We start from the raw sequence: 21,573 nt of genomic DNA, 5'->3' as shown, positions 1-21,573 counted from the left end.
AACTGTTTTCTATTTGAGTACGGAACGTAGCACGGCACCTATCGATGCGACTGCCGTTCAGGGTAAAGGCGTTTATCGCATTACTGCTGAGTGTGCTCTGCTTTCAGGCCGGGCCTCATTTTGTGGTGGTACGGCCGTGAGCCTGGGGTGACACCGTTGCTTCGGCCTCGCCGAAGCGGCGGCGAGGCGACCGGGAGGACTGGCTGAGGTGTGCAGCACGCCGTGCGGGCATGACAGCGGCCCCGCTCCGAGTCGCTCGGAGCGGGGCCGCGAAGGGCGTCAGTGGAAGCTGTGCTCCTCCGCCGGGAAGGCGCCGGTGCGGACCTCGTCGGCGAACTCGCGGGCGGCGTCGCCGAGGACGGCCCGCAGGTTGGCGTACTTCTTGACGAACTTGGGCACCCGGCCCGCCGTCATGCCGGCCATGTCGGTCCAGACCAGCACCTGGGCGTCGGTCTCCGGCCCGCCGCCGATGCCGACGGTCGGGATCGCCAGCTGCTCGGTGACCTGGGCGGCCAGCTCGGCCGGGACGGCCTCGAGGACCACCGAGAAGGCGCCGGCCTGCTGGACGGCCTTGGCGTCGCGCAGCAGCTGGTGCGCCGCCTCGTCGCCGCGGCCCTGGACGGGGTAGCCGCCGAAGGCGTGCACGGACTGCGGGGTGAGGCCGATGTGCGCCATCACCGGGATGCCGGCCTCGACCAGCAGTTCGATCGAGCGGGCACTGCGCTCGCCGCCCTCCAGCTTGACCGCGCCGACCCCGGCCTCCTTCATCAGCCGGGCCGCGTTGTGCATCGCCTGGGCGGGCGACTCCTGGTACGAGCCGAACGGCAGGTCGGCGACGATCATGGCGCGCTGGGTGCCGCGGACGACGGCGGCGGAGAGCATCGCCATCTGATCCATGGTCACCGGCACGGTGGTCTCGTAGCCGAGGTGGCAGTTGCCGGCGGAGTCGCCGACCAGCAGGACGGGGATCCCGGCCTCGTCGAACACCCCTGCGGTGAGGGCGTCGTAGGCGGTCAGCATCGCCCACTTCTCGCCGCGCTGCTTGGCGGCGGCGAGGTCGCGGACGGTGACGCGGCGGTTGGTGACCCCGCCGTAGAGGGTGGTGGTCGACGCCTGGTTCTGGGCAGGCGAAAGCGAAGAAGCGTTCATCGAACGGACTCCTGAAGGGTTGTCGTCTCGTGGCGCCGTGCGGCGTCCCCGGATCACCTCCATGCTTGCACGCCCGGACGTGAGCGCAAAGAGGGGTGCGCGCGACCGGGTGCGATCCACGCCACACCGACGCCTCCGGGCCCTCCGGGCTTTGCCTCCATTTTACGAAACGGATTCGTCTCGTATCGTATTCGCCGCTACTCTGGTGCGGGGGGTTACGAGACGTCCGCGACTCGCAAATGCCCGCCAGTGCCACACCAACACGGACGGGAAGACCAATGACCACCGCAGCCGCGCCACCCCGTGTGCCGGAAGCCATCCACCGCAGACGCTGGGCGATCCTGTGCACCCTGGTGCTCGCCCTGCTCGTCGTCGTGCTCGACAACTCGATCCTCAACGTCGCGATGAAGACCATCGCGACCCCCGCCCCGGTCGGCCTGGGCGCCACCCAGAGCGACCTCGAATGGGCGATCAACTCCTACACCCTGGTGTTCGCCGGGCTGCTCTTCACCTCGGGCCTGCTCGGTGACCGCTTCGGCCGCAAGCGTGCCCTGCTGGCCGGCATGGTGGTCTTCGGCGTCGCCTCGCTGCTGTCCGCGATGGCCGGCTCGCCCGGTGAACTCATCGGCTACCGCGCCCTGATGGGCGTCGGCGGCGCGCTCGCGATGCCCGCCACGCTGGCGATCATCATGAACGTCTTCGAGCGCGAGGAGCAGCCCAAGGCGATCGGCATCTGGGCCGGCGCGGTCGGCCTGGCCATCGCCATCGGCCCGATCACCGGCGGCCTGCTGATCGAGCACTTCTGGTGGGGCTCGGTCTTCCTGGTCAACGTCCCGATCGTGGTCGTCGCGGTGATCGCGATGGCGATCCTGGTCCCCGAGTCCAAGGACCCCAGCCCGGGCAAGATGGACCCGGTCGGGGTGCTGCTGTCGATCATCGGACTGGTCGCGCTGATCTTCGGCATCATCAAGGGCGGCGAGCTGGCCGACTTCACCGCCTTCGAGGCCTGGGGCCCGACCCTGCTCGGCGTGGTCGCGCTGGTCGCCTTCGTCTGGTTCGAGCGCCGCACGCCGTTCCCCGCGCTGGACGTCACCTGGTTCCGCAACAAGGTGTTCAGCGCCTCGGTGGTGGTCGTCGCCGTGATCTTCTTCGCGCTGATGGGCGTCTCCTTCTTCGGCGTCTTCTACACCCAGAGCGTGCGCGGCTACAGCGCCCTGCAGGCCGGTCTGCTGATGCTGCCGCTGGCCGTCGCCCAGCTGATGTTCGCCCCGCGGGCCCGGCTGGTGGTCGACCGCCTCGGTGTCGCCGCCACCGCCGCCGGCGGCATGGTGCTGGTCGCGATCGGCTTCGTCGGCTACACCGTGCTGACCGCGACCACCCCGATCTGGGTGCTGATCGTGCTCGGCCTGGTGATGGGTGCGGGCATGGCGCACGTCATGCCCCCGGTCACCGTCGCGATCATGGGCTCGCTGCCCCGCGAGAAGGCCGGTGCCGGATCGGCCGTCAACAACACCTTCCGCCAGGTCGGCGGCTCGCTCGGGGTCGCCGTGCTCGGCGCGGTGCTCTCCACCGTCTACCGGGACGGGATGGCCGACACCCTCAACCACCTGCCCGAGGGGCTGCGCGAGAAGGCCGGCGAGTCGCTGGAGGCCACCCTGGCCATCGCCGAGCGGATCCCGAACGGCGCGGGCAAGGCGCTGATCGCCCCGGCGAACGACTCCTTCATCCACGCCATGCACGTGGTGGCCTCGCTCTCGGTGGGCATCTCGCTGGTCGGCGCGCTGGTCGCCTGGTTCCTGCTGCCGCGCCGCACCGCCGCCCCCGGCGGCCCGGCCGGACCGGCCCCGGCGCAGCCGGGCCAGACCCGGGAGGCCGCGGCCGCCGACGCCTGATCCGCGGATCAGCTGCGCGACAATGGCCCTGCCGACCGGTGCACCCGGTCGGCGGGGCCTCGGTCCAGGCGGGGCCACCCGCCCGCGGACCCACCTACCGAAACGCCACGGCGCCCGCGCGCCCGGGGTCAGCGAGGGAGAGACAGCGGAGATGAGGACGGACACGCCGAGCGCCGACACCGGGCAGCACTGCGCGGCCGCACGCCGCGGCCGGCCCCGCAGTGAGGCCGCCGAGCAGGCCATCTTCACCGCCGTCGAGGACATGATGGCCGCCGGCACCACGCTCTCCGAGCTCACCATCGAGGGCATCGCCACCGCGGCCGGCGTCGGCAAGGCCACCATCTACCGGCGCTGGCCCAACAAGGAGGCCCTGCTGGTCGACGTGGTCAGCCGGCTGGAGGTCCCGGTGCCGGAGCCGTCCGGCGGCAGTGCCCGGGACGACCTGATCGAGATGATCGACTACGTCCGCCGGCGCGGCCTCGCCAAGCGCACCCGCTGGGTGCTCAAGGCCGCCCTCGGCCAGATGCAGGCCCTCCCCGAGCTGTACACCGCGTACCGCGAGCGGGTGATCAAGCCCCGCCGGGAGGCCGGGCTCGGCCTGATCCGCCAGGCCGTCGCCGAGGGCATCATCCGTGACGACCTCGACCTGGACCTGCTGGGCGACCTGCTGATGGGCCCGATCCTCTACCGCAGCATCCTGTGGGACGACTCCGACCTGGAGGACCCGGACCTCGCCCGCAAGATGGTCGACGCCCTGCTCGACGGCCTCGCACCCAAGTAGCACCCGAGCAGCGCCCGAGCAGCGCCCGAGTGGATCGTGTCCGGACGTGGCCTGGCTCACCAAACCGGGCCACGCCGGAACCCGCTCCCGGGGACGGGCGTCTGTCCCGGCATAGGCTGAGCCGGGTATCCGATCAAACCGGCACCAGTCCGGCACTCCGCCCGTACCCGCACGGACCGGACGCCGGACCGGCGACGGCACGAACGAGGGAGCCACGGCATGACGCAGGCGGACTTCACCGACCGCATCACGGACGCCGGGGGCACGGGCGCCGCCCCCGGCGGCCGTACCGGCGGCTTCCTCGGCCTGCGGGACTGGGGCCGGGACGGCCGCGGCAGCAGCACCTGGCGGCGCGGACTGGTGGTCGCCCTGCTGGCCGTGCTCACCGCCGTGCTGCTGGCCTTCCACGCCGAGGTGCCCAACGGCGTCGGCAACCTCGGCAGCCTGCTGGAGACCTTCCTGCCCTGGCTGGGCCTGGCCGTCCCGGTGCTGCTGGTGCCCGCGCTGCTGCGCCGCTCCGCCACCGCGCTGCTCGCCCTGCTGCTGCCCGCCGTGCTGTGGGCCAACCTGTTCGGCGGGCAGCTGACCGACAAGAGCGGCGGCAAGGGCGACTGGACGGTGGTCAGCCACAACGTCGCCGCCGACAACACCGACGTGCCGGGCACCGTCCGCGGCCTGGTGGCCGCGGACGCCCAGATCGTCGCCCTGCAGGAGCTGGCCGGCAAGCAGCTGCGGGCGTACGAGACCGGCCTCGCCGACGCCTACCCGTACCACGCGGTGGAGGGGACGGTCGGGCTCTGGTCGAAGTACCCGATCAGCGGGGTCTCCCCGGTGGATCTGAAGATGGGCTGGACCAGGGCGTTCCGGGCCCAGGTGGCCACCCCGCAGGGTCCGGTCGCCGTGTACGTCGCGCACCTGCCGTCGGTCCGGCTCAAGGCCGAGAGCGGTTTCACCGTCGACCAGCGGGACGTCAGCGCCCAGGCGCTCGGGGAGGCGATCCAGGGCGAGCAGCAGAAGAAGGTCCTGCTGCTCGGCGACCTGAACGGCACCATGAACGACCGCAGCCTGGCGCCGGTCACCTCGCAGATGCGCTCGGCCCAGGGCGCCGCCGGGGACGGCTTCGGCTTCAGCTGGCCGTCCGCCTTCCCGATGGCGCGGATCGACCAGATCATGAGCAAGGGCGGGCTCAAGCCGGTGGACTCCCGCACCCTGCCCCGGGACGGCAGCGACCACCTCGCGGTGGCCGCCGCCTACCGGTACTCCTCGTAAGGCCTGTCCGGCAGTTCCCGTCGGCCGCTCATCGTCGGACATGGCCCAGCTCAGCCGCGCCGCCAGCGGTTGGTGATCGGCAGTCGGCGGTCCCGGCCGAAGTTCTTCACCGAGATCTTCGGGCCCGGCGGGTACTGGCGCCGCTTGTACTCGGCGGTGTCGACCAGCCGGACCACCCGGTCCACCACGGCCGGGTCGAAGCCGGCCGCGACGATCGCGTCCCGGCCCTCGTCGCCCTCGATGTAGCGGTCCAGCACGCTGTCCAGCAGGTCGTAGTCGGGCAGCGAGTCGGTGTCCTTCTGGTCCGGCCGCAGCTCGGCGGACGGCGGCTTGCTGATCGTGTTCTCCGGGATCGGCGGCACCTCCCCGCGCCGCTCGGCCTCCTCGTTGCGCCAGCGGGCCAGCCGGAAGATCAGCGACTTGTAGACGTCCTTGATCGGCCCGAACGCGCCCACCGAGTCGCCGTACAGGGTCGAGTAGCCGACCGCCAGCTCGCTCTTGTTGCCGGGCGCGAGCACGATGTGCCCCTCCTGGTTGGAGATCGCCATCAGCAGGGTGCCGCGCAGCCGGGACTGCAGGTTCTCCTCGGCCAGGCCGGTCAGCTCGGTGGCACTCAGGTAGGCGTCGAACATCGGGGCGATGGAGACGGTCCGGAAGTGCAGCCCGGTGCGGCGGGCCAGCTCGGCCGCGTCGTCCCGGGAGTGCTGGGAGGAGTAGCGGCTGGGCATCGAGACGCAGTACACGTTCGAGGGCCCGATCGCGTCCACCGCGATCGAGGCCACCAGCGCCGAGTCGATGCCGCCGGAGAGGCCGATCAGCACCGATGTGAAGCCGTTCTTGGTCACGTAGGCCCGGGTGCCGGCGACCAGCGCCGCCCAGATCTCGGCCTCGTCGGACAGTCGCGGCGCGACCCCGGCGTCGAGCCGCCCGGCGGGGGCCTCGGCCTGCTCGCCGTCCAGCCCGGTGCGGACCAGGTGCAGCCCGTCGCTCAGCAGCAGGCCGTCGGTGTGGTCGCTGCTGGCCGCCGGCAGGTCGAGGTCCAGCACCAGCAGGTGCTCCTCGAACTGCGGGGAGCGGGCGAGGACTTCGCCGTCCGCGCCGACCACGATCGAGTCGCCGTCGAAGACCAGCTCGTCCTGGCCGCCGACCATGTTGACGTACGCCAGGGTGCAGCCCGCCTCGGCCGCGCGGCGCTGGACCAGCTCCAGCCGCTGGTCGTCCTTGTTCCGCTCGTACGGCGAGCCGTTGACCACCAGCAGCAGTCCGGCCTCGGCCTCGCGGGCGGCGGTGACCCGGCCGCCGTCCTGCCAGATGTCCTCGCAGATGGCCAGCGCGACGTCCACCCCGTGCACCCGCAGCACCGGCAGCTGGTCGCCCGGGACGAACCAGCGGTACTCGTCGAAGACGCCGTAGTTGGGCAGGTGGTGCTTGGCGAAGCGGGTGACCACCTCGCCCCGGTGCAGTACGGCGGCGCAGTTCTGCGGCGACCCGGCCGGGCGGCCGAAGCGCGGCGAGGCGTGGTCGGAGCGCCCGAGGTAGCCGACCACCACCGGCACCTCGCCCAGCCCGTCGTCGGCCAGCCGCCCGGCCAGCTCGACCAGCGCACCGCGGGAGGCCTCGACGAACGAGCTGCGCAGGGCGAGGTCCTCGACCGGGTACCCGGTCAGGGCCATCTCGGGGAACGCGACCAGCTGGGCACCGGCCTCGACGGCCTGCCTGGTCCAGCGCACCACCTCATCGCTGTTGCGGGCGATGTCACCGACCCAGGGGTCGATCTGGCACAGGGCGAGACGGAGATTGGGCATGCCCCGAGTGTAATCGTCTAACTGACGCAATGTCCCGCGAGGGGGTCCGGAACCGGGGTCGGCACTGCCGGGCGGCGCGATGATCGGCCATGATGGGGGCAGTCGCCGCGCGAGGTCTTTCGGGGGCCGCCCGGGCGTAACACGAGCGTAAAGAGCAGAGGTGAGACTGTCCCCATGGGCAAGCAGCAGCAGTTCGTGCTTCGGACGCTCGAAGAGCGTGACATCCGGTTCGTCCGGCTGTGGTTCACCGATGTACTTGGGTTCCTGAAGTCGGTCGCGGTGGCGCCGGCCGAACTGGAGCAGGCCTTCGAGGAGGGCATCGGCTTCGACGGCTCGGCGATCGAGGGCTTCGCCCGGGTCTACGAGTCCGACATGATCGCCAAGCCGGACCCGACCACCTTCCAGATCCTGCCGTGGCGTTCGGAGACCCCGGGGACCGCCCGGATGTTCTGCGACATCCTGATGCCGGACGGCTCGCCCTCCTACGCCGATCCCCGGTTCGTGCTCAAGCGCACCCTGGAGAAGGCCTCGGACCTGGGCTTCACCTTCTACACCCACCCCGAGATCGAGTTCTTCCTGCTGAAGAACCTGCCGGGCGACGGCACCCCGCCGATCCCGGCCGACCAGTCCGGCTACTTCGACCACACCCCGCGCGGGGTGGGCCACGACTTCCGCCGCCAGGCGATCACCATGCTGGAGTCGATGGGCATCTCGGTCGAGTTCTCGCACCACGAGGGCGCCCCCGGCCAGCAGGAGATCGACCTGCGCTACGCTGACGCGCTGTCCACCGCCGACAACATCATGACCTTCCGGCTGGTCATGAAGGAGGTCGCGCTGGAGCAGGGCGTGCACGCGAGCTTCATGCCCAAGCCGTTCTCCGAGCACCCGGGCAGCGGCATGCACACCCACGTCTCGCTGTTCGAGGGCGACCGCAACGCCTTCCACGAGTCCGGTGCCGAGTACCAGCTCTCCAAGGTCGGCAGATCCTTCATCGCCGGCCTGCTGCGGCACGCCGCCGAGACCGCCGCCGTCACCAACCAGTGGGTGAACTCCTACAAGCGGATCTGGGGCGGCTCCCAGCGCACCGCCGGCGCCGGCGGCGAGGCCCCCTCGTACATCTGCTGGGGCCACAACAACCGCTCGGCGCTGATCCGGGTGCCGATGTACAAGCCGGGCAAGCAGGGCTCCACCCGGATCGAGGTCCGCTCCCTGGACACCGGTTGCAACCCGTACCTCGCCTACGCCGTCACCCTCGCGGCCGGCCTCAAGGGCATCGAGGAGGGCTACGAGCTCCCGCCCGGCGCCGACGACGACGTGTGGGCGCTGTCCGACTCCGAGCGCCGCGCCCTCGGCATCCAGCCGATGCCGCAGAACCTCGGCGAGGCGATCGACCTGATGCAGCGCAGCGAGCTGGTCGCGGAGACGCTGGGCGAGCACGTCTTCGACTTCTTCCTGCGCAACAAGCGCCAGGAGTGGGAGGAGTACCGCTCCGAGGTCACCCCGTTCGAGCTGCGCAAGAACCTCCAGGTGCTCTGAGCCCGGCTCAAACCCCTTCGGGCCCGTTGTCGTTCGTTCGGACGACGGCGGGCCCGCGGTGCGGCGAGGGCGGGTTCGAACGGCCGAGCCGGTCCACCTGCCGGTCATGCCCGGCACCGCGCCGCGCGGGCGCGTAACCTGCTGGGGGACGGACGGAGGGGCCGATGGCGGCGGAGGAGCAGCGGGCCGGGAGCCGGGTCAGCCGGCCCGAGATCAGGCTGGTCCGGCGCGGGTTCACCGACCCAGCGCAGGCGGTGCGGCTACTGGCGGGCCCCGCACTGGTGGGCCTGGCCGACGACCCGGTGGTGCTGGACGCGCTCGGCGCCACCGCCGACCCCGACCTCGCGCTGCTGGGCCTGGCCCGGCTGCTGGAGGCCGCCGACGAACCCGAGCGGCACACCCTGCGCGACACCCTCACCACCTCCAAGCCGTTGCGCGACCGGCTGTTCGGCGTGCTCGGCGTCTCCACCGCGCTCGGCGACCACCTGGCCCGGCACCCGCACGACTGGCACGCGCTGGTCACCTTCGAGCTGCGCGACATGCACCCCGGCCCGGAGGACTTCCGCCGCGCCCTCGCCGAAGGCGTCCGGGACGACACCCTCAGCCCGGCGAACGCGCTGCGGGTCGCCTACCGCCGTTGCCTGCTGGCCATCGCCGCCCGCGACCTCACCGGTACCACCGACCTCGCCCAGACCGCCGCCGAACTCGCCGACCTGGCCGGCGCCACCCTGCAGACCGCCCTGGACCTCGCCGCCGAGCAGGACCCGGAGGCCGCCGCGGCCTGCCGACTCGCGGTGATCGGCATGGGCAAGTGCGGCGGCCGCGAACTCAACTACGTCTCGGACGTGGACGTCATCTTCGTCGCCGAGCCGCGCGAGGGCGTGGACGAGCACGAGGCGGTCAAGGCCGCCACCCGGCTGGCCGCCGCACTCACCCGGCTCTGCTCGGACACCACCGGCGAGGGCACCATCTGGCCGGTGGACGCCAACCTGCGCCCGGAGGGCCGCAACGGCCCGCTGGTGCGCACCCTGGCCAGCCACCTCGCCTACTACCAGCGCTGGGCCAAGACCTGGGAGTTCCAGGCGCTGCTCAAGGCCCGCCCGGTCGCCGGGGACGCCGAACTCGGCACCGCGTACGTCGAGGCGCTCGCCCCGATGGTCTGGCAGGCGGCCGCCCGGGAGAACTTCGTCACCGACGTGCAGCAGATGCGCCGCCGGGTGATCGACTCCATCCCGGCCACCGAACTGGACCGCCAGCTCAAACTCGGCCCGGGCGGGCTGCGCGACGTCGAGTTCTCCGTCCAGCTGCTCCAGCTGGTGCACGGCCGCACCGATCCGGCGCTGCGCAGCGGCAACACCCTGGAGGCGCTGGCCGCGCTCTCCCGCGGCGGGTACGTCGGCCGGGCGGACGCCGCCTCGCTGGACGCCGCGTACCGCTTCCTGCGCTCGCTGGAGCACCGCATCCAGCTGCACCGGCTGCGCCGCACCCACCTGATGCCCACCGCCGAGGAGGACCAGCGCCGCCTCGCCCGCTCGCTCGCGGCGCTGATCAACGACGACACCCGCTCCGACCCGGTGGCCGCGCTGCAGCGCGAGTGGAAGCGGCACGCGGTGGAGGTCCGGCGGCTGAACGAGAAGCTGTTCTACCGTCCGCTGCTCGACGCCGTCGCCGAGCTGCCGCCCGGCGCCGCCGGGCTGACCCCGGACGCGGCCCGGGCCCGGCTGGAGGCGCTCGGCTACGCCGATCCGGCCGCCGCGCTGCGGCACATCAGCGCGCTCGCCTCCGGCGTGAGCCGCAAGGCGGCGATCCAGCGCACCCTGCTGCCGGTGCTGCTCGGCTGGTTCGCCGACTCGGCCGACCCGGACGCCGGGCTGCTCAACTTCCGCCAGGTCTCCGACGCGCTCGGCCGCACCCCCTGGTACCTGCGGCTGCTGCGGGACGAGAGCGCCGCCGCCGAGCAGCTGGCCCGGGTGCTGTCGGCCGGCCGGCTCGCCCCCGACCTGCTGCTGCGCGCCCCCGAGGCGGTGGCCATGCTGGGCGACCCGCAGGGCCTGGTGCCGCGCGGCCGGGCGGCGCTGCAGTCGGAGATACTGGCCGCCGTCGGCCGGGCCGGGTCCACCGCCGCCGCCGTGGCCGCCGCCCGGTCGGTGCGCCGCCGGGAGCTGTTCCGTACGGCCGCGGCGGACGTGCTCGGCCGGCTCGGGGAGGACCCGGGCGAGGCGCTGGACACCGCGGGGGAGGCGCTGACCGCGCTCAACGGCGCCACCCTCCAGGGCGCGCTGCGCGCCTGTGTGGCCGGCTGGGAGGCCGAGCACGGGGACCTGCCGACCCGGATCGCGGTGATCGCGATGGGCCGCTTCGGCGGTCACGAGCTGGGCTACGGCTCGGACGCCGACGTGCTCTTCGTCCACGAGCCGCTGCTCGGCTCGCTGGAGCAGGAGGCGGCCCGGGCCGCCCAGGCGGTCTGCAACGAGCTGCGGACCCTGCTGGCCGCGCCGTCCACCGAGCCGCCGCTGCTGGTCGACGCCGACCTGCGGCCGGAGGGGCGCAGCGGCCCGCTGGTGCGCACCCTGGCCTCGTACGCCGCCTACTACCGGCGCTGGTCGCACGCCTGGGAGAGCCAGGCGCTGCTGCGGGCCGAGCCGGTGGCCGGGGACGAGGAGCTGGGGGCGCGGTTCCGGCAGCTGATCGACCCGCTGCGCTTCCCGGGCACCGGGGTGCCGGAGCGGGACCTGGTGGAGATCCGCCGGATCAAGGCGCGGATCGAGGCCGAGCGGCTGCCGCGCGGGGCCGATCCGACCACCCACACCAAGATCGGCCGGGGCGGGCTGGCGGACGTGGAGTGGACGGTGCAGCTGCTCCAGCTCCAGCACGGGCACGAGCTGCCGGCCCTGCGCACCACCAGGACCAGGGCCGCGCTGGCGGCCGCCACGGAGGCCGGACTGGTCGAGCCGACGGACGCGGAGGTGCTGGACGCGGCCTGGGTGCTGGCCTCCCGGGTGCGGGCGGCGGTGATGCTGGTGCGCGGGCGGCCGGGGGACAGCTTCCCGGGCGAGGCCCGGGAGCTGGCCGGGGTGGCCCGCTACCTGGGGTACGGCGCCGGGCACAGCGGGGAGCTGGTGGACGACTACCGGCGCACCACCCGGCGGGCCCGGGCGGTGGTGGACCGGCTGTTCTACGGGTCCGGCTGAGCCTTCACGGGCATGTGAAAGGGGCCCCTGCGCGAGGGGCCCCTGTTCGGTACGGCTACCGCCGCGCGGTGCTGACCGCCGGCTCGCTCCACTGCTCCGGGACGGTGATCGGCTCCTCCGCCGCCTTCTCCCGGGTGGGTACCCGGGGCAGCTTGTAGACCCACTCGTGGTACAGCCAGCGGGCCGCGAGGAAGCCCAGCATGAGGCAGATCTCGCCGCCGACGGCGTCCATCCAGAAGTGGTTGGCGGTCGAGATGATGACCAGCAGGGTGGCGGCCGGGTACATCAGACCGAGCGCCCTGACCCACTTCCGGCGGGCCAGGAAGAAGATCGCCAGGCCGCACCACATCGACCAGCCGATGTGCATCGAGGGCATCGCGGCGTACAGGTTGGAGACGTGTGCGGCGGGCCCGGAGGCGAACGAGCCCCAGGTGTGGTGGGTCTGCACGGTGTCGATGAAGCCGCCGTCGGTCATCAGCCGCGGTGGGGCCAGCGGGAAGCCGTAGAAGCCGACCAGGGCGATCAGGGTGGTGACGAACAGCACCGTGCGGGCGGCCGCGTACCGGCCGGGGTGGCTGCGGTAGAGCCAGACCAGGACGCCGATCGTCATGATGAAGTGCAGCGTCGCGTAGTAGTAGTTCATCCCGGTGATGAGCCACCCGACGCTGTCCATGGCGTGGTTGATCGAACGCTCGACCGCGATGCCGAGGTTCTGCTCCAGGTCCCAGATCCAGCGCGCGTGCTTCTGGGCTGTCGCTTCCTGTTCCGGGACGGCGTTGCGCACGATCGAGTACAGCCAGTAGCTGATCCCGATCAGGGCCAGCTCGATCAAGATCCGCGGCCGGGCCGGTGAGCGGCGCTGGTCGCGGATGCGGCCGCGCAGAGCGGCGGTGCGGGACTGGGCGGCACGGGTGGCTCCGTCGGGCAGCCGGGCCGGGGCGGCCGCCGCTGCTTCGGAACCGCCACCGTGGGCCGCGTCGGCGCGCCCGGCGTCGCCTCGCTGGATCTCGGTCGGTTCCCCCATGGTCGGCAAGTCTGCCAGACCGCTCGTAGCCGTCTGCTCATCCTCTGGAAGTGGATTCTTCACCGGCTGTCCCCCTTGAGGGCTAGGGGGCGGATCCCACCGGGGTAGGGGGTGCGATCGGGTCTGGTGGTTACCGGTGGAGCGGACATACGTCCCATTGTCAGGCCGGTGGCCGAAAGGGCGTAACCGGGGTGGTCCGGAGCGCCCGTGGCCTGGATTTTCCCGGCACGAAACGCTTTCTGCATCTTGCTGAAACATATTGCAGGCCGCTAGCTTCCTGGGAAATCGATCGCCCTTCCCCCAAGGGAGCCCCTCAGTGGCCGATACGCCGCTCCGCCCCCGACGGAGCACAGCCCGACGGAGCACCGGCCGCCGCAGACCCGGCCGCACGGCCGTGCTGCTGGCCGCCGCACTGACCGCCGCCACCCTCGGCGGCGCCCCCGCGGCCCTCGCCGCCGCCCCGCCGCCCCCGCCCTCGGACGCCGCTCTGGCGGCCACCGCCGGGCGGCACGACCTCACCCGCGAGCAGTTCTACTTCGTCCTGCCCGACCGCTTCGCCAACGGCGACGCCGCCAACGACACCGGTGGCATCACCGGAGGCCGGCTGGACAACGGCTTCGACCCCGGCGACAAGGGCTTCTACCACGGCGGCGACCTTGCCGGTCTGATCCAGAAGCTCGACTACATCCAGAACCTCGGCACCACCGCGATCTGGATGGCCCCGATCTTCAAGAACAAGCCGGTGCAGGGCAGCGGAGCCGACGCCTCGGCCGGCTACCACGGCTACTGGATCACCGACTTCACCCAGGTCGACCCGCACTTCGGCACCAACGAGCAGCTGAAGGAGCTGATAGCCAAGGCGCACGCGCGCGGCATCAAGGTCTTCTTCGACGTCATCACCAACCACACCGCCGACGTCATCGACGACGCCGAGCAGCAGCACGGCTACCGCTCGGTCGGCGCGTACCCGACCCTCGACGCCGACGGCAACCCGGTCGACGAGACCGCGATCGCCGACGCCCGAGCCCCCTGGCCGAAGATCACCAAGGACTCCTTCCCCTACACCCCGGTCTTCCGCACCCCGGCCGACGCCAAGGCCAAGAACCCGTCCTGGCTCAACGACCCGGCGCTGTACCACAACCGCGGCGACTCGACCTTCGTCGGCGAGTCCGCCACCGAGGGCGACTTCAACGGCCTGGACGACCTGGACACCCAGAACCCCCGGGTGGTGAAGGGCTTCGAGCAGGTCTACCAGCAGTGGGTCAAGGACACCGGTGTGGACGGCTTCCGGATCGACACCGTCAAGCACGTCGACATGGCCTTCTGGCAGCAGTGGGCGCCCGCGCTCAAGGACTTCGCCACCAAGCAGGGCAACAAGAAGTTCTTCATGTTCGGCGAGGTCTACTCCGGCGACCCGGCGGTCACCTCGCCGTACGTCACCAAGGGCAAGCTGCAGGCCACGCTCGACTTCCCGTTCCAGGGCGCGGCCCGCTCCTACGTCTCGCAGGGCGGCCCGGCCAGGAACCTCGCCGACGTCTACGCCCAGGACTACCGCTACACCAGCGCCGACACCGACGCGTACGAGCTGCCGACCTTCCTCGGCAACCACGACATGGGCCGCTTCGGCTCCTTCCTGCTCGCCGACAACCCGGGCGCCGACGACGCCACCCTGCTGAAGAAGGACCGGCTCGGCAGCGAGCTGCAGTTCCTCACCCGCGGCCAGCCCGTCGTCTACTACGGCGACGAGCAGGGCTTCACCGGCGCGGGCGGCGACAAGGACGCCCGGCAGGACATGTTCGCCTCCAGGACCCCCTCCTACAACAGCGACCGGGTGCTCGGCGGCGCCTCCGGCCCGGCCGACCGGTACGGGCAGGGCGGCGAGCTCTACCAGGGCATCGCGGGCCTGGCCAAGCTGCGCCGGGACAACCCGGCGCTGGCCGACGGCGCGCAGATCGAGCGCTACGCGTCCGACGGCGCGGGCGTGTACGCCTTCTCCCGGATCGACGCCGGCCAGCAGGTCGAGTACCTGGTGGCGGTCAACAACGCCACCGAGGCGAAGACCGTCACGCTGGACACCTTCTCGGCGGGGATGGGCTTCGACCCGATCTACCCCTCGGCCGGAGCACGGGTCACCAGCGGCGCGGACCGCAAGGTGACCGTGACCGTCCCGGCACTGTCCTCCGTGGTGCTCAAGGCGGGCGCCAAGCTGGCCGCCGTGAACGCCGCGCCGCAGCTCTCGGTGCAGCCGCCGGCGGACGGCTCGACCGGCCCGGTCACGGTCGGCGCCACGGCGGACGGCGGCGGTTTCAACCGGGTGAGCTTCGCCGCGCAGATCGGCAACGGGCCCTGGCAGACCCTGGGTACGGCCGACACCGGGAAGTCCGGCTCCGACGGCCGGAGGCTCTTCGCCGTCACCCAGGACCTGAGCGCGGTCGCGCCCGGCACGGTCGTGCGGTACAAGGCCGTCGTGCAGGACTCCAGCGGACATCTGCGCTCCGCCACCGCGAGCTTCACCACCGGCACCCCCGCGCCCAAGCCGGTGCCCACCGCCGGCGCCCGCCCGTACGCCGTCGTCCACTACAACCGGCCGGACGGCGACTACGACGGCTGGAACCTCTACGCCTGGGGCGACCTCGCCGACGGCGAGGGCACCCAGTGGCCGGCCGGGCACCCCTTCATCGGGCGGGACGCGTACGGCGCCTTCGCCTACGTGCGGCTGAAGCCCGGGGCCTCGGACGTCGGCTTCATCGTCGAGAAGAACGGCGTCAAGGACGTGGACGCCGACCGGCACATCGACGTCGGCGCCACCGGCGAGGTGTGGCTGAAGCAGGGCGACGCGACCGTCCGCACGGCCGACCCCGGCCCGGCGGACACACCGCCGGCGAACACCGCCGTGATCCACTACAACCGGGCCGACGGGAACTACGACGGCTGGGGCCTGCACGACTGGACCGGCGCCGCCAACCCCACCGACTGGGGCAAGCCGCTGATGCCGGCCCGCCGGGACGCCTTCGGCGCCGTCTTCGAGGTGCCGCTCGCCCCCGGGGCGACCAGCCTCAGCTACATCCTGCACAACGGCAACGACAAGGACCTGCCCGCCGACCAGTCGCTGGACTTCGCCGTCAACGGCAAGGAGGTGTGGATCCTCGGCGGCCGTGAGGGCTACCTGCTGCCGCAGAACCCCGCCGCCTCCTCGCAGCTGGACCTCTCCGGCGCCAAGGCCCAGTGGATCGACGCGAAGACCGTCGTCGTCCCGGCGAACTACGGCGCCACCGACCAGGCCCTGGCCGGCGGCACCAGCGCCCAGCTCGTCTACGACCCCGAGGGCGGCATCCGCGCCGACAAGGGCGTGCTGACCAAGCCGGGCAAGTGGATCCGCCTCAACCCCGTGGCCGGCGGGCTGACCGACGCCCAGAAGGCCGAGTACCCGCACCTGGCGGGCTACCGGGCCTTCACCGTGGACGCCCGGGACACCGCCCGCGTCCCGGCCGCGCTGCGCGGCCAGCTGCTGTTCACCGAACACCTGCCGAGCGGCGCGGTGCTGGCCGGGACGGGCGTCCAGACCCCGGGCGTGCTGGACGACCTGTACGCGCGCCGCACCGGCAAGGTGGACTTCGGTCCGGCGTACTACGACGGCAAGGTCGCGCTCTCGCTGTGGGCGCCCACCGCCCAGGAGGTGTCCGTCCAGGTCTTCGACAGCGCCACCGGGGGCACCCCGAGGACGCTGCCGCTGAAGCTGGACGACGAGACCGGGGTGTGGGAGGTCGTCCGCGACAAGCAGGAGTTGGACGGCAAGTACTACCTGTACCAGGTGAAGGTCTGGGCGCCGTCGGTGCAGCAGCTGGTGGTCAACACCGTCACCGACCCGTACTCGGTGGCGCTGTCCACCGACTCCAAGCGCAGCCTGGTCGCCGACCTGGACGCCAAGGAGCTCAAGCCGCAGGGCTGGGACGACCAGCCCCGCCCGCAGGCCGTCCCGCCCGCGCAACAGCAGATCCAGGAACTGCACGTCCGGGACTTCTCGGTGGAGGACACCACCGTCCCGGAGGCCGAGCGCGGCACCTACCTGGCGTTCACCGAGTCGAACTCGGCCGGGATGCAGCACCTCCGGGACCTCGCCAAGGCCGGGGTGACCACGGTGCACCTGCTGCCGACCTTCGACATCGCCACCATCCACGAGAACCGGGCCGACCAGAAGCTGCCGGCCTGCGACCTCAAGTCCCTGCCGCCGGACAGCCCGAAGCAGCAGGAGTGCGTGGCGGCCGTCGCCGCCGACGACGCGTACAACTGGGGCTACGACCCGCTGCACTACAACGTGCCGGAGGGCTCGTACGCGACCGACCCGAACGGGACGGCGCGCACCGTGCAGTTCCGGCAGATGGTGCAGGCGATGCACGCGGCCGGGCTGCGGGTGGTGCTGGACGTGGTCTACAACCACACCGCCGCCAGCGGCCAGGCCGAGCACTCGGTGCTGGACAAGGTCGTCCCCGGCTACTACCAGCGGCTGGACGCCGACGGCAAGGTGACGGCGGACAGTTGCTGCGCCGACACCGCGCCCGAGCACGCCATGATGAACCGCCTGGTGGTCGACTCGGTGACCCTGTGGGCCCGCGAGTACCAGGTCGACGGCTTCCGCTTCGACCTGATGGGCCTCGACCCGAAGTCCACCATGCTGGACGTGCAGGCCGCGCTGCGGAAGATGACGCCCGAGTCGGACGGCGTGGACGGGAAGAACATCTTCCTCTACGGCGAGGGCTGGAACTTCGGCACCGTCGCCAACAACGCCCGGTTCGAGCAGGCCACCCAGCAGAACATGGCCGGCACCGGCATCGCCACCTTCGACGACCGGATCCGCGACGCCGCCCGCGGCGGCAACTTCATGCTCGGCTCGGCGCCGCAGCAGGGCTTCGCCTCGGGCCTGTACACCGACCCCAACGGCTCGCCCGCGAACGGCAGCCCGGAGGAGCAGAAGGCCCGACTGCTGCACCAGATGGACCAGTTGAAGGTCGGGCTGACCGGCAACCTGGCCGGCTACTCCTTCACCGACAGCTCGGGCAAGGCCGTCACCGGCGCCCAGGTCGACTACAACGGCGCCCCGACCGGGTACGCGGCCAAGCCGGGCGAGGCGGTGGAGTACGTGGACGCCCACGACAACACCGACCTGTTCGACGCGCTCGCGTACAAGCTGCCGACCGGCACCGCGCCCGCCGACCGGGCCCGGATGCAGGCGCTCGGGCTGTCGCTGACCGCGCTCACCCAGGGCGCGGGCTTCGCCCAGGCCGGCAGCGACCTGCTGCGCTCCAAGTCGCTGGACTCCAACGCGTACGACTCCGGCGACTGGTTCAACGCCATCCACTGGAGCCCTGCGGACGGCAACGGCTGGGGCCGCGGCCTGCCGATGGCCAAGGACAACCAGGAGATGTGGCCGACCGCCCGATCCCTGCTGGCCAACCCCAAGTTGACCGTGGGTGCGGCCGACATCCGGGCGACCACCGCGCAGTTCCAGGACTTCCTGCGGATCAAGCAGTCCTCGCCGCTGTTCTCGCTCCCCACCCTGGCCGACGTCCAGCAGCGGCTGTCGTACCCGCTCTCCGGCACGTCCGGCGAGACCCCCGGGGTGATCACCCTGCACCTGGACGGCACCGGGCTGCCGGGCGCGGAGAAGGGCGTCACGGTGGTCTTCAACGCCACGCCCACCACCCAGAGCCAGGTCGTCGCCAAGCTGAAGGGGACCGGCCAGGCGCTGCACCCCGTCCAGGCCGCCGGGGTGGACCAGGTGGTGAAGCAGTCCGGCTTCGACACCGCGACCGGGACCTTCACCGTGCCGGGTCGTACCGTGGCAGTATTCGTCCAGAACTGACCCACTGATTCCGACTGTCCGGTAACTCCCGGGCCCCGCACCGCCGTTACGGCCGGTGCGGGGCCCGGTTCCGTTTCGGCCGGGGAATGGCCGGAATCCGGCGGTGGCACGGCCGGAACTGTGACGTGCCGCACCCGCGCGACGCTGCCGCCTACCGCGCGGTAGGCGGCGGAGGGCTGAGTGCTGGTCAGTCACCTCCGGCTGTGATCGAACTTTGCCAGGACCATGAAAACCGTGTTCAAGACTTGGTTATGCCGTAACACAACTGACGACCCGTTGTGCATACGGTTTCGGTAATGAATCGGCCAATCAGTGGCATGCATCTGTCATTGGCGGCGCGTTTGCTGCCACGATTCCTCCGGCTGCAGACGAGGGGGCCCCACCCCCCGGTGCAGTCGCTCCAGTTGAGGTGCAGCGCCTCCCAACCCTGCAACGAGCCCCTGCAACGCCCGTGAGCACCGCAACCGCACCCCCGTCGCACCCGCCGGGGGCCCCCACTGCGCCGCAACCCCGCGGCCCAGGTTCTCTCCACCGTGCGCGAACCGGCGCCGGTCGGAAAAGGAGTCCGCATGTCCCGTTACGCTCACACCCGGAAGGCGGCGGTCGTCCTGGCCGCCACCACCGCGCTGCTGGTCACCGGCATACCCGTGATCGCCCAGGCCGCCCCGGACGCGCCGGCCGCCGTCGCCGCCCAGCAGACCACCCGGGCCGCGCTGATCGCCTCGGCGAACCAGCAGACCGCCTCCCTCGCCCAGGCCCTCGGCCTGGACGGCAAGGAGAAGCTGGTCACCAAGGACGTCGTCCAGGACACCAACGGCGGTCGCCACCTGCGCTACGAGCGCACCTACGCCGGACTCCCCGTCCTCGGCGGCGACCTGATCGTCCACCAGGACGCGGCCGGCGCCACCAAGAGCGTGACCAAGGCCAGCGAGGCCAACCTCGCGGGCGTCGACACCACCCCGGCCCTGGCCGCCCCGAAGGCCCAGGAGGCCGCGCTCGCCGCCGAGCAGGGCTCGGTCGACTCCGCCCCGCGCCTGGTCGTCTGGGCCGCCGACGGCACCCCGAAGCTCGCCTGGGAGACGGTCATCGCGGGCAAGGAGTCCGACGGCACCCCGAGCAAGCTGCACGTCGTCACCGACGCCAAGACCGGTGACGTGCTCAGCAAGGCCGACGGCATCAAGCGCGGCAGCGGCAACGGCGTGTTCGTCGGCCAGGTGCCGCTGACCACCACCCAGAGCGGCTCGACCTACTCGATGAAGGACGCCACCCGCGGCGGCCAGTACACCACCGACATGAGCAACGGCACCTCCGGCAACGGCACGCTGTTCAGCAAGTCGAGCGACACCTGGGGCAACGGCCTGGCCAGCAACCGCGAGTCGGCCGCCGTCGACGCCCAGTACGGTGCCGCCGCCACCTGGGACTTCTACAAGAACACCTTCGGCCGCAACGGCATCAAGAACGACGGCGTCGGCGCCATGAGCCGGGTCCACTACGACACCGGCTACGTCAACGCCTTCTGGGACGACGGCTGCTTCTGCATGACCTACGGCGACGGCTCGGGCGACACCCACCCGCTCACCGAACTCGACGTCTCCGGCCACGAGATGACCCACGGCGTCACCTCCGCCACCGCCAACCTGAACTACTCGGGCGAGTCCGGCGGTCTCAACGAGGCGACCTCCGACATCATGGGCACGATGGTCGAGTTCTACGCCAACCTGCCCAAGGACGTGCCGGACTACCTGATCGGCGAGTTGATCGACATCAACGGCAACGGCACGCCGCTGCGCTACATGGACAAGCCCTCCAAGGACGGCTCCTCGGCCGACTCCTGGTACTCGGGCGTCGGCAACCTGGACGTGCACTACTCGTCCGGTGTCGCCAACCACTTCTTCTACCTGCTGGCCGAGGGCAGCGGCGCCAAGGTGATCAACGGCGTCAGCTACAACAGCCCGACGGTCAACAACATCACCGTCACCGGCATCGGCCGGGACAAGGCGGCGCAGGTCTGGTACAAGGCGCTGACCGCCTACATGACCTCCACCACCGACTACGCCGCGGCCCGCACCGCGACCCTGAACGCGGCCACCGACCTGTACGGCGCGAACAGTGCCGAGTACAACCAGGTCGCGACCGCCTGGGCCGCCGTCAACGTCGGCTCGCTGCCCAACCCGGGCGGGGTCACCGTCACCAGCCCGGGCAACCAGTCCACCGCGGTGGGCGGCTCGGTCAACCTGCAGATCAAGGCCTCGGGTGGCACCGCGCCGCTGTCGTACAGCGCGAGCGGCCTGCCGGCCGGCCTGGCCATCAACGCCGGCACCGGTGTGATCACCGGCTCGCCGACCGCCGCGGGCAGCTCCAACGTGACGGTCACGGTGAAGGACTCGGCCGGCAAGTCCGGGACCACCAGCTTCACCTGGACGGTCACCGGCGGTGGTGGCGGCGGCTGCACGCCGGCGCAGCTGCTGGGCAACCCGGGCTTCGAGACCGGTTCGGCGGCGCCGTGGACCGCTTCGAGCGGCGTGGTCGACAACAGCGCCTCGCAGGCGGCGCACGGCGGTTCGTGGAAGGCCTGGATGGACGGCTACGGCAGCACCCACACCGACACGGTCTCCCAGACGGTGACGATCCCGGCGGGCTGCAAGGCGACGCTGAGCTTCTGGCTGCACATCGACACCGCCGAGACCGGCTCCACGGCGTACGACAAGCTGACCGTGCAGGTGAACGGCACCACGCTGAAGACCTACTCCAACGTGGACGCCGCGGCCGGCTACCAGCAGCGCACCTTCGACCTCTCGTCCTACGCGGGCCAGACGGTCACCCTGAAGTTCACCGGCACCGAGGACTCCTCGCTGCAGACGAGCTTCGTGGTCGACGACACCTCGATCCAGACCAGCTGACGTCCGGTCGGTAGGCGAAGGCCCGGCAGCCATGGCTGCCGGGCCTTCGCCGCGTCCCGGATACTGATGCGGAAACGTTTCTGTCGGTTGCCTTGACGCTGTCTTTCCATGCCTCTAAGTTCTCTGCAAGTTTCCGGCAAGTTACAGAATTTTCTTGCAGGACCAT

Annotated in this window: 10 protein-coding genes; 7 read left to right on the top strand and 3 right to left on the bottom strand. The window is 71.6% G+C overall.

The features are described 5' to 3' along the window. Positions 1 to 279: 279 nt before the first annotated feature. Positions 280 to 1,149 carry a 3-methyl-2-oxobutanoate hydroxymethyltransferase gene (gene panB, locus ACFVWU_RS21460; RefSeq protein ID WP_387623227.1) on the bottom strand — a complete coding sequence of 290 codons (870 nt, stop codon included), beginning with the start codon at positions 1,147 to 1,149 and terminating at the stop codon, positions 280 to 282. A gap of 278 nt (positions 1,150 to 1,427) precedes the next feature. On the opposite strand from panB, the gene ACFVWU_RS21455 reads away from it, so the two are divergent. The 3 genes from ACFVWU_RS21455 to ACFVWU_RS21445 all read left to right on the top strand — a co-directional run bounded on the left by ACFVWU_RS21455 (position 1,428) and on the right by ACFVWU_RS21445 (position 5,091). Further along, complete coding sequence (locus ACFVWU_RS21455) at positions 1,428 to 3,041, top strand: MFS transporter (protein ID WP_387623224.1); 1,614 nt, start codon at positions 1,428 to 1,430, stop codon at positions 3,039 to 3,041. Positions 3,042 to 3,192: 151 nt separating this feature from the next. Next, a complete protein-coding gene (locus ACFVWU_RS21450) occupies positions 3,193 to 3,822 on the top strand; it encodes a TetR/AcrR family transcriptional regulator (RefSeq protein ID WP_387623221.1) in 630 nt (209 codons plus the stop codon). A 219-nt stretch (positions 3,823 to 4,041) separates the two neighbouring features. Beyond that, on the top strand, positions 4,042 to 5,091 hold the full coding sequence (locus tag ACFVWU_RS21445; protein WP_387623219.1) for an endonuclease/exonuclease/phosphatase family protein: 1,050 nt from the start codon (positions 4,042 to 4,044) through the stop codon (positions 5,089 to 5,091). Positions 5,092 to 5,141: 50 nt separating this feature from the next. On the opposite strand, the gene ACFVWU_RS21440 is transcribed toward ACFVWU_RS21445, so the two are convergent. Continuing rightward, a complete protein-coding gene (locus tag ACFVWU_RS21440) occupies positions 5,142 to 6,896 on the bottom strand; it encodes an NAD+ synthase (RefSeq protein ID WP_387623217.1) in 1,755 nt (584 codons plus the stop codon). A gap of 174 nt (positions 6,897 to 7,070) precedes the next feature. Between ACFVWU_RS21440 and glnA the strand changes: the two genes are divergently transcribed. Further along, positions 7,071 to 8,432, top strand: a complete 1,362-nt coding sequence (gene glnA, locus ACFVWU_RS21435) for a type I glutamate--ammonia ligase (protein ID WP_380609224.1) — start codon at positions 7,071 to 7,073, stop codon at positions 8,430 to 8,432. Positions 8,433 to 8,596: 164 nt separating this feature from the next. Further along, the gene (locus tag ACFVWU_RS21430; protein ID WP_387623213.1) at positions 8,597 to 11,623 is read left to right on the top strand and encodes a bifunctional [glutamine synthetase] adenylyltransferase/[glutamine synthetase]-adenylyl-L-tyrosine phosphorylase; all 3,027 of its coding nucleotides are present in this window, start codon (positions 8,597 to 8,599) and stop codon (positions 11,621 to 11,623) included. A 55-nt stretch (positions 11,624 to 11,678) separates the two neighbouring features. Here the strand turns inward: ACFVWU_RS21430 and ACFVWU_RS21425 are convergent, their stop codons facing one another. Next, the gene (locus tag ACFVWU_RS21425; protein ID WP_387623210.1) at positions 11,679 to 12,647 is read right to left on the bottom strand and encodes a phosphatase PAP2 family protein; all 969 of its coding nucleotides are present in this window, start codon (positions 12,645 to 12,647) and stop codon (positions 11,679 to 11,681) included. Between the two features lie 316 nt (positions 12,648 to 12,963). On the opposite strand from ACFVWU_RS21425, the gene pulA reads away from it, so the two are divergent. Both pulA and ACFVWU_RS21415 read left to right on the top strand, forming a co-directional pair. After that, positions 12,964 to 18,507 carry a pullulanase-type alpha-1,6-glucosidase gene (gene pulA, locus ACFVWU_RS21420; RefSeq protein WP_387623207.1) on the top strand — a complete coding sequence of 1,848 codons (5,544 nt, stop codon included), beginning with the start codon at positions 12,964 to 12,966 and terminating at the stop codon, positions 18,505 to 18,507. A 569-nt stretch (positions 18,508 to 19,076) separates the two neighbouring features. Then, entirely contained in the window at positions 19,077 to 21,407 is a 2,331-nt protein-coding gene (locus ACFVWU_RS21415; RefSeq protein ID WP_387623204.1) for a M4 family metallopeptidase, read from the top strand. Positions 21,408 to 21,573 lie beyond the last annotated feature (166 nt).

Origin of the sequence: Kitasatospora sp. NPDC058190 (assembly GCF_042883685.1) — a bacterium.
GTDB lineage: Bacteria > Actinomycetota > Actinomycetes > Streptomycetales > Streptomycetaceae > Kitasatospora.
This window is presented reverse-complemented; position numbering and strand designations above follow the sequence as displayed.